The 14,752-nt window shown below is 37.5% G+C and carries 12 protein-coding genes and 1 pseudogene; 10 read left to right on the forward strand and 3 right to left on the reverse strand.

Annotated elements, in window-relative coordinates; translation table 11 throughout:
- Positions 1-136 precede the first annotated feature (136 nt).
- Positions 137-544: a hypothetical protein gene (locus I6F53_RS15120; protein WP_197240100.1), complete on the forward strand. Its 408-nt coding sequence runs from the start codon at positions 137-139 to the stop codon at positions 542-544.
- Positions 545-860: 316 nt separating this feature from the next.
- Positions 861-2,111, forward strand: coding sequence for a cation:proton antiporter (locus tag I6F53_RS15125; RefSeq protein ID WP_197240102.1), 1,251 nt, complete (start codon positions 861-863; stop codon positions 2,109-2,111).
- 139 nt (positions 2,112-2,250) lie between these two features.
- On the opposite strand, the gene I6F53_RS15130 is transcribed toward I6F53_RS15125, so the two are convergent.
- Positions 2,251-2,709 carry a hypothetical protein gene (locus I6F53_RS15130; RefSeq protein ID WP_231616609.1) on the reverse strand — a complete coding sequence of 153 codons (459 nt, stop codon included), beginning with the start codon at positions 2,707-2,709 and terminating at the stop codon, positions 2,251-2,253.
- Between the two features lie 457 nt (positions 2,710-3,166).
- Here I6F53_RS15130 and I6F53_RS15135 point away from each other — a divergent pair, with 457 nt between their 5' ends.
- The 7 genes from I6F53_RS15135 (at position 3,167) to I6F53_RS15165 (ending at position 12,172) form a co-directional block, all read left to right on the forward strand.
- Positions 3,167-3,577, forward strand: a complete 411-nt coding sequence (locus I6F53_RS15135; RefSeq protein ID WP_165727704.1) for a hypothetical protein — start codon at positions 3,167-3,169, stop codon at positions 3,575-3,577.
- A gap of 554 nt (positions 3,578-4,131) precedes the next feature.
- A complete protein-coding gene (locus I6F53_RS15140) occupies positions 4,132-7,224 on the forward strand; it encodes a PilC/PilY family type IV pilus protein (RefSeq protein WP_197240104.1) in 3,093 nt (1,030 codons plus the stop codon).
- Positions 7,225-7,734: 510 nt separating this feature from the next.
- Positions 7,735-9,225 carry a hypothetical protein gene (locus tag I6F53_RS15145; protein ID WP_197240105.1) on the forward strand — a complete coding sequence of 497 codons (1,491 nt, stop codon included), beginning with the start codon at positions 7,735-7,737 and terminating at the stop codon, positions 9,223-9,225.
- A gap of 237 nt (positions 9,226-9,462) precedes the next feature.
- Positions 9,463-9,801, forward strand: coding sequence for a methanolan biosynthesis protein EpsI (locus tag I6F53_RS15150; RefSeq protein WP_197240106.1), 339 nt, complete (start codon positions 9,463-9,465; stop codon positions 9,799-9,801).
- A complete protein-coding gene (locus I6F53_RS15155; protein ID WP_197240107.1) occupies positions 9,794-11,134 on the forward strand; it encodes an SPFH domain-containing protein in 1,341 nt (446 codons plus the stop codon). Before I6F53_RS15150 ends, I6F53_RS15155 begins: the two co-directional genes overlap by 8 nt.
- A 152-nt stretch (positions 11,135-11,286) precedes the next feature.
- Positions 11,287-11,556 (forward strand): YrhK family protein, encoded by a 270-nt coding sequence (locus tag I6F53_RS15160; RefSeq protein WP_197240108.1) that lies wholly within the window; start codon positions 11,287-11,289, stop codon positions 11,554-11,556.
- Positions 11,557-11,656: 100 nt separating this feature from the next.
- Complete coding sequence (locus I6F53_RS15165) at positions 11,657-12,172, forward strand: M23 family metallopeptidase (protein WP_197240109.1); 516 nt, start codon at positions 11,657-11,659, stop codon at positions 12,170-12,172.
- Here the strand turns inward: I6F53_RS15165 and I6F53_RS15170 are convergent.
- Positions 12,169-13,338 carry an MFS transporter gene (locus I6F53_RS15170; protein WP_197240110.1) on the reverse strand — a complete coding sequence of 390 codons (1,170 nt, stop codon included), beginning with the start codon at positions 13,336-13,338 and terminating at the stop codon, positions 12,169-12,171. The genes I6F53_RS15165 and I6F53_RS15170 overlap by 4 nt on opposite strands.
- A 243-nt stretch (positions 13,339-13,581) precedes the next feature.
- On the opposite strand from I6F53_RS15170, the pseudogene I6F53_RS15175 reads away from it, so the two are divergent.
- Positions 13,582-13,716, forward strand: a pseudogene (locus I6F53_RS15175) (LysR family transcriptional regulator); the annotation flags it as partial.
- Positions 13,717-13,735: 19 nt separating this feature from the next.
- Here I6F53_RS15175 and I6F53_RS15180 read toward each other — a convergent pair.
- On the reverse strand, positions 13,736-14,737 hold the full coding sequence (locus I6F53_RS15180) for a LacI family DNA-binding transcriptional regulator (protein WP_197240117.1): 1,002 nt from the start codon (positions 14,735-14,737) through the stop codon (positions 13,736-13,738).
- Positions 14,738-14,752 lie beyond the last annotated feature (15 nt).

Genomic DNA, 14,752 nt, shown 5'->3' on the forward strand with positions numbered 1-14,752 from the left:
TTTGGCATTAGACTAAAGTCTATAGATTAGATTTATTCACTTATTAGGTTTGTTTTAATCGTTTGTCGGTTTTGTGTTAATTCTCTAAAGTTCAGTTGTCGGCAACAAGTACGACTTAACCAACAGGACTACGACCATGAAACTTACTCTTATCAAAACTATCGCTCTTAGCTCACTACTTACATGTTCAGCTGCTGCAATGGCTGAGCAAAGTGATTACAAATTAATGGTTATTGAAACTGCAACAGCGCCACAGCCACTTGAGCAATCATTTAACAGCTGTGCACTGAATGTTAAGTCAAAAAATTATACTGAAGCTGAAGCAATTTGTACTAAAGCAATCGCACTTTTAAAAGACGCAGATGGCCCTAAGTTTAAAGTACGCCAACTTACGTCATTCGCACTAAGCAACCGTGGTGTTGCACGTTTAAAAGCGAATAACGACACTGCTGGCCTTGCTGATTTATACGAAGCAAACCAAATGTCTACAAGTACAATGGTATCGCATAACTTAACTCGCGCTAAAGAAGAGCTTTCTTTATAAGCACTTTATAAACGTCTTTATAAAGTGCTTACTGAAGCATGATATAAAATAGCGAGAGTAAAAAAGCCCATGTTAGGTTAATTCTTAACATGGGCTTTTTTGTGTATTTTGTTTTGGTATAAACTGACTTTAAGAAATAATAATGCGGTACATCAGTATTTTAGGTACACTTGTTGTCGCTATTTATACAAAAAATTAGCCCTGTAAAAAGCACTAATACAAAATTTAGTACAAAACTTAATATAATACTAAACACAAAAACATTCCTCTGCCTTGCTTGAGCGAGGTGCAACTACATATTTACTGAGACTAAATCATGGTATCTGCAACCAGCCTAACGGTGCTTGAAATAAGCGCTATATTTTTATCGATTACTGCGCTACTAAGTTATGTGAACCATCGCTTTATTGGTTTACCAACCACCATTGGCGTGATGGTTATTTCAATGCTTTTATCTATTGGCGCTATATTTTTAGGCTTTTTAGGATTTGATGAAGTAATAGATTACGAAGTAAGTTTACTCGATCAGTTAGATTTTACTGAAGTTTTGCTTGATGGCATGCTCTCTATGCTGCTTTTCGCTGGGGCGTTACATGTAAATGTTAGCGATTTAAGGCGCTATAAATTGCCGATTGGTATTTTGGCTTGTGTGGGTACGCTGTTATCGACCGTTATTATTGCTGCCGCGCTTTATTTTGTAATGCCTTTACTTGGGTTTAACTTGTCGTTTATTTGGTGTTTATTATTTGGCTCGCTAATATCGCCGACCGATCCGATTGCGGTTATGGGTATTTTACAATCGGCGGGTGCACCAAAAAGTATTGAAACTGTTATAGCGGGTGAGTCGTTATTTAACGATGGTATTGGCGTGGTGATTTTTGTGCTTTTACTGGGTATTTTATCCAGTGGCGATATTCCTACAACGTATTATGTGGCGCATACACTTGCCGTTGAAGCGGGTGGCGGTATTGTTTTTGGTTTGGTGCTGGGCGGTATTTTATATTACTTACTTAAAAGCATTGATAGCTATCAAGAAGAAGTATTACTTACACTAGCCGGTGTTATTGGTGGTTACGCGCTTGCAAGCCATTGGCATTTGTCGGGTCCACTTGCAATGGTAATGATGGGCTTAATGGTGGGTAACCACGGCCGAAGCTGGGCCATGAGCGACAAAACACGTCAGTATGTTGATTTGTTTTGGGAACTGATTGACGAAATTTTAAATGCTATTTTGTTTGTTTTAATCGGGCTTGAAGTTGTGATGATTGCCTACTCAGGTAACTTATTTATAGCGGCCGGTTTAACTATTATTATTGCGTTGCTAGCACGTCTTATGGTTGTTGGTATAACTACAACTACTTTTGGTAAACAGCTTGAGCTACCTTCAGGCGCGTGGAAAGTATTAACCTGGGGCGGTTTGCGCGGTGGTATTTCGGTAGCGCTGGTACTGCAATTACCCGATGGCACTGAACGCGATATTTTATTGGCACTGACTTATGCTGTAGTGGTGTTTTCTATTTTGGTGCAAGGTTTAAGTATTGGTAAGGTTGCTAAAAGCATTCGTTAAATATAAATAGATTAACTATAAACCGAGTTAACTATAAGTTTTTATAAAGCCTGTGAAATGTCCGTATTTCACAGGCTTTATTGCTTTCTTATAACAATAAAAGGGCAATAAAAAATATGAACTAATATTATAAAGTTATTTAAAACGTAAAGCTGAGTTGTACACCGCTGTAAATATGTTCTTGTGCTTCCCAGTAGTCGCCATCTATTTGGCGTGCTCGGGTATATACTTCTATTTTAAATGCCTTAAAGTGATAACCCGCACCTATACCTGCGTAGCCGTCTATATCGTTGTTCGATTTATCTATTTGGTATGTGTTATCGCCTCTATCGTTTTTAAAGGCAAGTTCAAACAGATCTAAGCCAAGCTCGGCGTATATAAAAAAATCATTAAAGTAACCAAGCTTCATTCCATTATCCCAGGTAATAAACTCTTCTTGCTCGCCTTGTTTATTATCGATTACTGCCGCGCCAATTGCGCTTGTAAAAATAACACCAAAGTGACTGTTATTTTGTTTTACCATCATTTCTACACCCGCCGATGTAATGCTGCTATCACCATTAAATTCCGACTTTATAAACATACCGGTGTTAGGCATGTTGTTACCGAGCAAAAGCCTCGCGTTAGCATTTTGGCTAAATGATAAAAGCGTGCTTAATAAAACAAAAAGGGGGAGTGTATATTTCAAAAAGGTTAACCCATTAATAATGAAAAGTTATCAGAGCCGTAATTATAAATACATGACTTAGTATTGCATGTAATTAAATGTGTAAATTTGTTTGATTGTTATTCAGCTATGCCAAAGCAAGGTGCTTAAAATAAAACTGACTAAATAATTATATGTATTTTAAAATGCAAAGTAGCGATTTTAGACACGTAGCTAAGTGCGTAACTCCCTTTAATATATAGAAAAATCCCAGTTGTATTAGACTAAGGTCTATAGGTTAATTTTCTTCACTTATTAGGTTTGTTTTAATCGTTTGTCGGGGTTGTGTTAATTCACTAAAGTTCAGTTGTCGGCAACAAGCACGGCTTAACTAATTAGGAATATAATCATGAAATTTACACTTTTAAAAACCATCGCTCTTGGCTCATTATTAACTTGCTCAGCTGCTGCAATGGCTAATCAAGGTGATTATAAATTAATGGTTATTGAAGACTCAGTAACAGCAGCCCCTGCATTTGAAAAATCGTTTAATAGCTGTGCACTAAATGTTGAGTCAAAAAACTACGAAGAAGCAGAAGCTATTTGTACACAAGCAATTGCACTGCTTAAGCAAAGCCATGGTCCGCGTTTAAAAGTACGTGAACTTACATCGTTTGCATTAAGTAACCGTGGTGTAGCGCGTATAAAATCACAAAAAGACACTGCTGGTATTTCTGATTTATATGAAGCAGTTCAAATTTCTAAAAACTCACTTGTAACGCATAACTTAACTCGTGCTAAAAAAGAGTTATCTTTATAAGAATGCTTGTATAAAGCACTTATAATTTAGCAAGAGTACAAAAGCCCATATTAGGTAGCACCTAATATGGGCTTTTTTGCGTTTAAATGACCGTAGTTATCTATTAAATACACTCCTTTTAATAAAACAGCTTTACTGAATAATAGTGCTCTTAAGAGTGATTTTTATAGCCTTACGTTATTAATTTATATTGGTAAGTACTTGTTACCTAAAACATAGATCTATAAATATAGAAACATAGGTAAAAATATTACTTTGTAACGTGATTCAACTGTGCAGAAAAACGGGATTGTTTTATTTAAGTCGTTGTTTTTAATTGATAATAAAGCCTAATGTCTTTGACTTTAATCTGTTTTTATTTAAAATCGAAGTAATATATATTTTATAGCATTGACGACACGTTGATGCTAATCACTGTTTTGTGATAAATAGCTAGATATTATCTTGGTTTTAATTTTTAGTCCCACCTCCATATTACTAAAAATTAAACAGGGAATAGAGTAGTTATTAACTTGCGCGATAAAAATAAAAAGCGCAAATAAAGGGATTTAAAAATGCAATTCAAACTAAAAAAAATAGCTGCCTTGTTATTCGGGGTGAGTATTAGCCTTTCTGTATTTGCCGAAGATATAGAGCTATACGTAAACCATAATGTTAAAACAGACGAAAACCCTCGCGTACTTATTATTTTTGATACATCAGGAAGTATGGGTGGAAAATTACCTAATGGTGGTCCTAAAAAAATTGATGCTGGTAAAAGCGCAATGACTCAATTAGTAAATGATAATAGCTCGATTGATTTTGGTTTGATGCGTTTCAATGGCAATGATGGTGGCTATGTTATGGCTGGCCTAGGCTCCTCACATGATAAAATATTGGGTCAAATAGAAAAGTTGCCTGCTGGCGGGAATACGCCTATCACTGAGACCTTATGGGAAGCTTACCTATATATGACGGGGCAAACAATTTGGTATGGGCGAAATACTAATAAACGAGATTTTACTATTGAGAGAGAGCAAAGTGGTAGTGATATACCTCGATATGTTTCTCCTTTTGAGCAGCCAGCAGGGGCCGATGAGCGTTGTGATAACTCAATTAGCTTAATATTAATGACTGATGGTGATCCTACACAAGATACCACCCGAAATGATGATATTGAAGCATTATACAAATCTACTTTTGGCTCAAACCCCACTAAAACAAGTAATAGTTATTTAGCCGCTTTAGCTCAGATAATACATGGTACAAGAGATGTTGAGGTGGATTTGTACGACACTACGTCAAAGGTTGCTGATACCGGGCGAGTTTTTACTATCGGTTTTGGTAGTGGCATGAGTACAAATGGTAAAAAGTTATTAGAAAAAACCGCTTTATTGGGGGGCGGCGAATACTTACATGCAGATACCTCAACTGAACTCTCTGAAGCGCTTAACAACACAATATCGAAAATACGTGAAGTTAACGATAGTTTTTCATCTCCTACGGTAGCTAGTAATAATGTTGACCAAACACGTAGCCGAGAGTCAATTTACTTTGCAATGTTTTATCCAGAAACAGGTGCACGTTGGAGCGGAAATTTAAAAAAGCTTAAAGTGTCGGGCGCTAATATAGTAGATTCAACTGATAAAATAGCTCTTGATGAAAATGGGTTAATTGATGAGAAAGCTCGAACTTTTTGGCTGCCAACTAATAAGCCTGCAGATGGGAATTTAGTAGCTCAGGGTGGCGTAAATTTACTTTTATCAACTTTAGACCCTGATAGCCGTAAAATCTACATAGATAAAACGGGCAGTATTATTGATTTTACTTTTGATAAAGTACAAACCATTTTAAATTTAGCGACAAGTACAGTTACCGATCTTGCCCCTGATTTGATTCCTAATATCGGGTTAACTTTACAGGAGAGTGATATTAACTGGGCACGAGGGGTTGATGTTGATAATGAAGATGGTGATGACTCATCAGTAGATCAACGAAGCAATATTTTTGGCGACCCTTTGCATTCTAAACCGGTATCTATAGATTATGGCGATGGAAGTATTTATATACTTGTTGGCACTAACGCCGGCTTTTTACATATGTTTGAAGACAAAGGCAATACCGTTGAAGAAAAGTGGGCTTTTACACCTGCGGCCTTATTAAAAAACATTCCGGCTTTACGTAGTAATCTTGCAAATACTAAAGTGTATGGCATGGATGGGCCTATAAGTGTGTTCTTTAATAATAAAGGCTCAAACAGCGAAGGTTTAAATGATGGTGTTATTAGAGCAAGTGATAACGATGAAGTATGGGCATTTGCAGGCATGCGCAGAGGCGGTAAAAATTACTACGCCCTGGATATAAGCGACCCAGATAAACCGAAAAAATTATGGAATAAGCCAATAGTTGGTGGCTCTGAAGACTTTAAATATTTAGCACAAACATGGTCTAAACCTCAAATTGCTTATATTAAAGCGTTTGGTGAGGATCCACTGCTGATATTTGGCGCAGGCTACGATACAAACAAAGATAAGGCGATTAGAACGACTGATGAAACTGGACTAGGTATTTACATTGTTAATGCTAAAACTGGCGAAAAGGTATGGGCACTAACGCCGGAAGAACATGGTTTTACCGGGGAGCACAGTATTGCAGCAGATGTAACTACGCTTGACTCAGATTACGACGGGTATATCGACCGAATTTATGCAACCGATACTGGCGGTAATATTTGGCGTGTAGATATTCCTAGTGACGATGAAAGTGATATTACTCATTTTAAGCTTGCGGAGCTTGGCAGTACATTAGCGTCGCAAGACAGACGTTTCTTTTATAAACCGTTAGTTGCTAGAACGCTGTTTAGTAAAGTTACTAAGACCAATTATGATGGTGAGGTGATTACGACCCGTTTAGATACCCCGTATGACGCAATAGTTATAGGTAGCGGAAATCGTTCAAACCCACTTGCTACTAATGAGCAAGATCAGCTGTATATGATCCGTGATGAAAACACCCTAACAAAAATATTTACTGAATTTCCAGCCCCAATAGTGCCAGATGATTTAATGAAAATGAATGAAGACCCATTTGGTAACGCACTTGATGACGTTGATAAATTTGTTAACCTTGAAGTTAAATTAGCCGAATTTAAAGGGTGGCGATACGAATTAGGGACGGGCGAAAAGTCCCTTGCTGCAGCAACGGTCGTTGGTGGGGTTGCTTACTTTACTTCCTTTACGCCTGCATCTTCATCATCAACTCAAAACCAATGTTCGTTAACGGGTGGCGGTGGTTCGCTTTATGCCTTTCATTTACATTACGGAACGAAGGTTTATGACGATGTGAAATTTGCAACAAGTAATGATGTACCAGATACACCGAAACTATTTTTTGGGGAAGGCCCGTCGTGTGCAGATAATGATGCGGATGGTAAGTGCGATTGGGATGATGAAACGGATGTAACGCAAGTTAGTCAGTTTTATTTAATAGGCCCTGGGGTTAAAGGTTCTGATAAGCCGATAAAAGCTATTGAAATACTTGGACCAAATTTAAATGTTGAAGGTGGAAAAGTTAAGCTAGTAAATGGCGCTCAACCAATTGGTTTTGGCTTTAAAACTCAACAAACGTATATTTATAAACGTGAAGAAAACGATAGTCAGGCACATTAAAAACACGATGTTATAAACATAAGCCACCTTAATTAGGTGGCTTTTTAATTTTAAGAGCGAATCAAAAATGCTGATGGTTTGCTTATATAATTGTTTTATAGTCATCGAAGCCCTCTAAACCAACCCATGTATGATACACATTCGTTTACAAAATACTGCCTATCACTCAAGCCCTTTATTTTAGGTACCTGTAGTCCATATTAGTCAGCAATAGTTGGTCTTAGTTATATTTAATTAACAAATGTAATGGCTAAATATAACATTCCATGCAAGGATATAGGTACAGGCATGTTAACTTGTTGCCATCCCCCATAAAAATTCAATAAATTTCAGTTGTTTAAATTTATATCAACCTGCATAAATCTTTGCCTCGTTTAGCGTAATTTTCTTAACGTTAAATAGATCCCATATATAAGCAGATTGGTATTACTTATTTGTTATTAAAGTAACCAATTCAATTTATAACAATATGATTAATAATAATTAAAGTACAAAAAAGGAAGTCTTTGTATGTCTTTTAAAAAAAGTCAGTTAGCTATTTCATTAGCGTTTACGCTAGGCCTTGTTGGGTGTGGTGGTGGCGGTGATAAAGCGGCCGTTGTAGAACCAATAGTAGCCAAGCCTGATCCTGTAAAAGTAGAACCAGTAGAAGTAACAACTATTTCTCTTACTGGTAAGGTTATTGATGGCTATGTATCTGGTGCAATAGTATGGCTAGATATTGATGGCGATGGTACTTTTGATGAGCAAACAGAACCTTCTGTAGTCTCTGAAGAATCGGGTAATTATAGTTTTAATTTTACAGAAGAGCAGGCGCTGTGTGTGCCGTATTCAACTATGTATGTAGATGTACCCGTTGGCGCAATTGACGAGGATTTAGGAGAGGTAACGCAAGCGTATCAAATGTCATTTCCACCTTCAATTGAGGCTTTGACTGATGAAGATATTCGAAATATATCCCCTTTAACAACCGTTATTTGGGAACAGTTGAGCCTTCAATTACAAAAAAGTGGTAACAATAATTTAAGTTGTGATGCACTTAAAGAAAATACTGAGCTACTTGCAAACCTTCAAAGCGAAATAACAAATGTTATGCAAAACTTGGTTGCGCATTATAATTTGTCGACAGAGCAAATTTACTCAGATTTTATCGCTACTAACGACAGCGACGCTTACGACAGAGCACAAGCAATTGTTAAGGGACTAAAAGCGGCCTATAAATTCAAGCAAGAGCTAGATGCTCAGTATCCTGATGCAGAAGAAGTAAGAGCAGTGATTTACCAGGACACAGCAAAAGATGCAGAGTATGGATTTGAAAATGCATGGTACCGCGATAAAGTTATTTTTGCGGGCGCTGAGCTTATTTATGAGCAAGTAAAGCTTCAAAATACAGACGAACTCGACAAAATTGACGTTATTTTGTCTCGATTGGATTCAACAGATACGCCTTGGGGCGAAGAGTCGTTAAATGGAAAACTAAGAGTTAGAGACGATGTATACATTAATGCCGATCGTACTTATCGGTGCTCTAGCATTGAGAACGTTAGTTTTGAGAAAAGTAATGTGCTTTATAGCGTTGATAATACAAGCCCATCTGTTAACTTTCCAACAGCAGATGAATGCGTTAGTGCTAATTTAGATACACCGTTCGAGCGAGGTTTTAGCATTAGCTATACTGAGTCAGGATCGTTTTACCAAACTGACTTTGCCTTTAGAGAGGAAAATGCCGACTTTCAAACATTATCTGATTGGGTAAATGTTAAAGACAAAGCTGCTGATCTAGAAACTCAAGATTTAGTTACTGTACTCGCTGCTATGCCTTATAAGTTTGATGACGAAACATCTATTGATGCTAGCTTTTGGCGTAAATACAAAACCACAGACAACGTACGTATTACAAAGACAATTGAAGGGCAATGGTTTAGAGATACCCGCCGAGAAGATGGAACAATGCTGCATGAGTGCGGTGAAAATGGTGTTGATTGGGCTCCATGCGAATAATGTAAAAAGCACTTTAATAAATATTTAGCTTAGTGCCAGTCAGTTAATAACTGACTGGCATTTTTTTGTTTAAAAAAGCTTACTTTTACGTACGGTTATAACTATATACTTGATGAACTCTATTTTTAATCTGTTTTTTACTCGGGTTTACTGTAAAATTACTGGGTTAACATTTGTTAAGCAATGCTTACAATTGTTATTGCTCATTAAGTATTTAAACTAATTTAAGTAGAGCTTATGATTTTTTATATTATAGGGTTAAGTTTACTTGTTATTATTTTATGCGTTGCACTTTATGTAATTTACAGCAACGTACATAAAAGTCGGGTAAGAAAATCCAAAGAATACAACGTACTATTTGATAAAGACACAATAGTGGATGATTTAATCACTCAACTAACAGAAAAAAATCAAACACAAGAAAACCAAGATAAAACAGCTAAAGGTAAAAAAGAGATCCTCGAAACATTTGTTGAGTTACATCGCTCTGGTAGCTTTTGCGCACACTTGAGTGAACAGGAAATCATTTACTTTGTTAAAAAGAAATTAAACATGGAGAGTAATAAAAATGGATAGCGAAAAAGCAGTCCCAGCAGTAAAAAATGATTCTTTTATGAGCCGATTTGGTCGTCGTAATGTAATTGTTGTGTCATCAATTGTTGTTGTATTAGCCGTAATTGCAACGCTTACATCGCAAGTTGTTTCTTGGAATGAAGCCGATGAGCGTTTAGTACATCAATCAGCTTTTACAGGTAACTTAACCGTAATAAATCAAGCCGGCCCTTATTTAAAAGCGTTTGGTACTACATCGGCTTATAAAAAAGTAATTTCGATTAACTTTACGGGCGATGCCGGTGCAACAGCAAGCGCAATTGTACCGCTAATACCCATTCGATTTTTAGACACTACAACGGGTGGCGCACGAGGTGTTTCTCGTTTTAGATTACCAGGCAATGTACCTGCAGCTGAATCGGGTGCTTTACGTGGTTTACTTAAAATACACGAAGAGTTTGGTTCACAAGAAACGCTAATATCTAATTTATTAATGCGTGCAACCACTGAAAATGTAAAAGCGTCGGCGCGTATGATGTCGGTAGAGCAACATTACTCTGGTGGTAATGGCCAATTAAGCCAAGATTTTGCTGATCAATTAACAAACGGTATTTTTGTTACTGAACAAATTATTAGTACCGGTGAGCGCGATAAATCTGACGATTTAGGTAATTTAAGTAAACAGCAACGTGTCACTATTAATATTAAAATGGACGACGAAGGTAATACACTGCGTAATGCACCTATTTTAGGCGCTTATGGTATTACAGTAGTCGATGCCAGCATTATTGATATTGACTACGAAAGCAAAGTAAATGCTCGCCTTGAAGCTCAAAAGCAAGCTGCTGCTGATGAAGCGCTAGCGCGTCAAAACCTTAAAAAAGCTGAGCAACAAGCACGTACCGAAGTAGCTTTAGGTGAACAAGCAATTGCTAAGCAACGTGCTGAATCTGAAAAGCTGAAAATTAAAGAGCAAATTGATGCTGAACGAATTAAGGCAAATGCCATTATTTCTGCGCAGCAACGAGTGGCTGTAAAAGCCGAGCTTGCAAAAGAGCAAGAAGAGATTTTAAAGCAACAACGCTTAGAAGCATTAGGTATGGATGTTTTAGCTGAGGCTCGTTTAAGAGCTAAGTCTGCAGCACTTGATCCTAAGTATGTATTTGATGAAACGTTAAAAGCAGAAGTTAAAATTCAAACTGCTTTATTTACGAGCTTAGGTAATAGCCGTTTAGTACCTGAAATTGTAATAGGCGGGAGCCAAGGCGAGCAAAGCAATGGCTCTGAATTTATGCGTTTATTAGCCGCTGATGCTGCATTAAGCCTTAAAAAACGTTTAGAAAAAGAGAAAAAATAAACGATTAGTTAAGTATTGTACAAATAATAAAAACGTTGGCTGACTTACATCGGCCAGCGTTTTTTATTGCGTAAATTTTGCTATTGTATGGCGCGGCTTAGCTTGTAAAAACAGGCTTTTTAAATTATGAAATAAAAGAGTGAGCAGTATTTATGGACTCTAACAGTAAGCAGTTTATTTTAGATTTAGGGCAAGAGCATATTACCATTCAGCGACGATATGAAGCGCTGGGAGCGTTTAACGATTTTTTGATTGCTGTGTGGTTTTTAATTGGTAGTTTTTTCTTTTTAAATGACTCACTAATAGAAAGTGGCACATGGTTGTTTATAGCGGGCAGTGCTCAATTGCTTATAAAACCTGTTTTGAAGTTGATCAGCTTAGTACATGTTAGTCGGGTATTTCATTCAAATAAAACTTCATAAATAAAACCATAAATACGACTCATGATGAGTTCAGTTATTATGGCTAATAATTTACCTGTATACGTAAATTGTTGATTATTTAAATATCAAGGATAGAAAAGTGAAAGTACTAAAGTGGATTGCAATTGGAATAGCTACTTTATTAATTATAGGCTTACTAATCCCCGAAAAAATAAGGATCCCGGTAAAAGGTGCCACAAGTAAAGATTGGAACCACAATACGTTTTGGTACGAGCCTTGGGGTAGGTCGGGTGTGCACAAAGGGATTGATATTTTTGGCAAAAAAAATACTCCCGTAGTTGCCTCAACAAGCGGTGTTGTTATATTTGCAGGTGAGTTAACTCGCGGTGGTAAAGTGGTTGCGGTGCTTGGGCCTAAATGGCGCGTGCATTACTTTGCACATTTAAATGACTACTCTGTAAGTACAGGTGATGTAGTAAGCATAAACAGTCAAATTGGCTTGCTGGGTGATACCGGAAATGCCGCAGGAAAACAGCCTCATGTGCATTATTCTATTTTATCGTTAGTGCCCATGCCATGGCTTTATACAACGCAAAGCCAAGGCTGGAAAAAGATGTTTTTTTTAAGTCCACACGATAAATTAAAAACTAATTAGCCTGCAACAGGCGTTTTACCTGCGCGAATATTTTTAATGCTTTTAATAAACATATAAATACAGGTAGTGATTAAACAGCCTGCTAAATAAAACACAATACCGTTGGGTGCTTCGGATAAATTTGCAGCAAGCATAGGGCCAAATACCGAACCAATACTGTAACTGAGCAGCATAACCTCAGTTGCCGATACTATTTTTGCCATTGGCAATGAGTCGCACGCAAGCGTTATAGCAATTGGGTAAAGTGCAAAGCTGCAGGCGCCTAGTATTAAGTAGCTCACTATTAATCCTGCTAAAGTGTTTGCTTGTAATATACCCACAGCACCGGCTGCACCTACTAAACAAAACATACCCATCAATAAGCTTTTTTCAAGCCGAGTAGATAAGTAACTCACAAGCGGCTGTACAAGCATGCCACCTAAAATAATAACTGCCATAAGTGTACCTGTGTACTGAGCTTGATCAGTCTGCGCTGAAATATAAACTGGCATTAAGCCGTAAATAGGGCCTAGTAATAAGCCTGACGCTAAGCATCCGAGCATAGCTGGGTGGCTTAGTGTTTTTATTTCTTTTAGTGGTAGTTTTTCAAGATGCTGTTTTTCGGGCTGACCTTTGGTTATTAATAAAGGCGCTAAAATAGCTAAAAATAATAACGAGGCTACAAATAAATAAGGCGTTGAACCTTCGGTGCCAAGCGGCCCTATAGCAAGCTGACCAACGGCGCTGCCGCCATAAAGTGAGGTCATGTATAAGCCCAAACGTTTCGCACGCGACTTTGCAGTGTTGGTCATTAATAACCAAGATTCAACAACGACAAACACACCGGCAACAGCAATACCTGCAATAAAACGAGCCGCTAACCAGTTACCCATATTTGGAATAGCAAGCTGTGCCAGTACGCTTACAATTAATAAGCTTAAAAATAATATAAAAGCGAAGCGATGACCTATTTTTACCACCACGCGTTCAATGGTTGTAGCGCCAACAAGTAAGCCAAAGTAAAAAATGCTCGCAAGCCATGGCGCTAAGTTTTCATCAAGCTTAAAAGCCGGTAACGATAGCGGAATAAGGCTCATTAAAAAGCCGGATGCGATAGCAAAAAATGACAGCCCAATAACAGGCGCTAAAGGGTTGTTTGGGGTGCTTGTGGCGGCTAATTCGGCCATGTGTGTTTATCGACTCTTGAAGGTAAATAACCACTGTTTTAAAGTTTGAGAGGTTACTTTAATAATAAAATTTGCGCGAATTTAGTGCCAAATTAAAAATAAGTAAAGTGATATTTTATTAAACAATATAAATAAACTTTAAAACGATCGTTTTGGTAAATTATCGGATCTATTATGCTTATTATTGTAGTGTTTTTATGTAGATATTGTTTTATATATGTGAGCATTTATGTCTGAATAGAGTTTTTTGTAATGCGAACAGACAGGCACATATCGCATGCTGCACGTAACTTTTTAAAGTTTGCGCAGCAGCACGTAGAACAATATTTAGATACGCAGTGGGTGCGTAACGAGTTACATAACTTAGATCTAAATTAGATTTAGATTAGGTTTAAAGTTAATTAATATCGGGTGTAGAGTCTCTTAAAACAAGCTTTGGCTGAAACACGTGCTTTACTGTTATGCCGCTTTTTTTATAAATATCTTTAAGTACTAAGTTAGCCGCAGCTCGACCCATTTCAGGAACTGGGTTATCTATTGTAGTAAGCGTTGGGTAGAGGTAATTGGTAAAAATTACGTTATCGAACCCAATAATGGCTAAATCTTTTGGTAGGTTAAAACCGTGTTCGCGGGCGTATTTCATGGCACCCGATGCCATTTCGTCATTGGCACATACAAGGGCGGTTATTTGCGCCTTATTTTGAATAAAATGCCTTAAGCCGTCACTGCCGCCGGTTTCTTTAAAGTCGCCTACATAATATAAGTTTTCGTCAAAGGTGAGGTTGTATTCTGCGAGGGCTTTTTTGTGGCCTTTTAAACGATTTGATGCATCTTCTTTAAACTGCGGGCCTGCTATGTACGCAATGTTTTTATGACCTTTGTTGATCATGGCTTTGGTGGCTAAGTAGCCGCCCATTACGTTGTCGAGGCTAATGCAGTTTTCTTCAATTTCTTTAACGTAGCGGCTCATTAAGTAAATAGGGGTTTTACCTTTACTCAGCTCAATTAGGTAATCATTTGATACCGCTTCTACGTGGGCAATAATAGCGTCGCAATTACGGCCTATTAAAAATTCAAAGCCGCTTTTTTCTTTTTTCTCGTCACTATGCCCAGGGGTAATAATAACGTGTTTACCCGCAATACGAAGGTGCTCTTCAATGGCTGACATCATTTGACCAAAAAACGGACCATCTAACTCAGAAACTAAAATACCGATGCTGTTTGTGGTACTAGAGGCTAAAGAGCGAGCAATAGAACTTGGCTGATAGCCTAGCTCTTTCATTGCTTCTAATACCTTTTTTTTAGTTTTTTTGCTTACGTAGTCGTTGTCGTTAAGTACCCTTGAAACAGTTGATAAAGACACACCTGCCATTTCTGATACTTGATAAATTGTCGCCATTGATGTCCTAGCTTA

Origin of the sequence: Pseudoalteromonas sp. SWN29 (assembly GCF_015864465.1) — a bacterium.
Taxonomy (GTDB): domain Bacteria; phylum Pseudomonadota; class Gammaproteobacteria; order Enterobacterales; family Alteromonadaceae; genus Pseudoalteromonas.

Bases quoted from the DNA above. Each gene is read 5' to 3' on its own strand.
- I6F53_RS15150 (WP_197240106.1), top strand. From the start codon at position 9,463: ATGATTTTTTATATTATAGGGTTAAGTTTACTTGTTATTATTTTATGC.
- I6F53_RS15130 (WP_231616609.1), bottom strand. From the start codon at position 2,709: ATGCCTAACACCGGTATGTTTATAAAGTCGGAATTTAATGGTGATAGC.
- I6F53_RS15160 (WP_197240108.1), top strand. From the start codon at position 11,287: ATGGACTCTAACAGTAAGCAGTTTATTTTAGATTTAGGGCAAGAGCAT.
- I6F53_RS15135 (WP_165727704.1), top strand. From the start codon at position 3,167: ATGAAATTTACACTTTTAAAAACCATCGCTCTTGGCTCATTATTAACT.
- I6F53_RS15170 (WP_197240110.1), bottom strand. From the start codon at position 13,338: ATGGCCGAATTAGCCGCCACAAGCACCCCAAACAACCCTTTAGCGCCT.
- I6F53_RS15180 (WP_197240117.1), bottom strand. From the start codon at position 14,737: ATGGCGACAATTTATCAAGTATCAGAAATGGCAGGTGTGTCTTTATCA.
- I6F53_RS15140 (WP_197240104.1), top strand. From the start codon at position 4,132: ATGCAATTCAAACTAAAAAAAATAGCTGCCTTGTTATTCGGGGTGAGT.
- I6F53_RS15125 (WP_197240102.1), top strand. From the start codon at position 861: ATGGTATCTGCAACCAGCCTAACGGTGCTTGAAATAAGCGCTATATTT.
- I6F53_RS15145 (WP_197240105.1), top strand. From the start codon at position 7,735: ATGTCTTTTAAAAAAAGTCAGTTAGCTATTTCATTAGCGTTTACGCTA.
- I6F53_RS15155 (WP_197240107.1), top strand. From the start codon at position 9,794: ATGGATAGCGAAAAAGCAGTCCCAGCAGTAAAAAATGATTCTTTTATG.
- I6F53_RS15120 (WP_197240100.1), top strand. From the start codon at position 137: ATGAAACTTACTCTTATCAAAACTATCGCTCTTAGCTCACTACTTACA.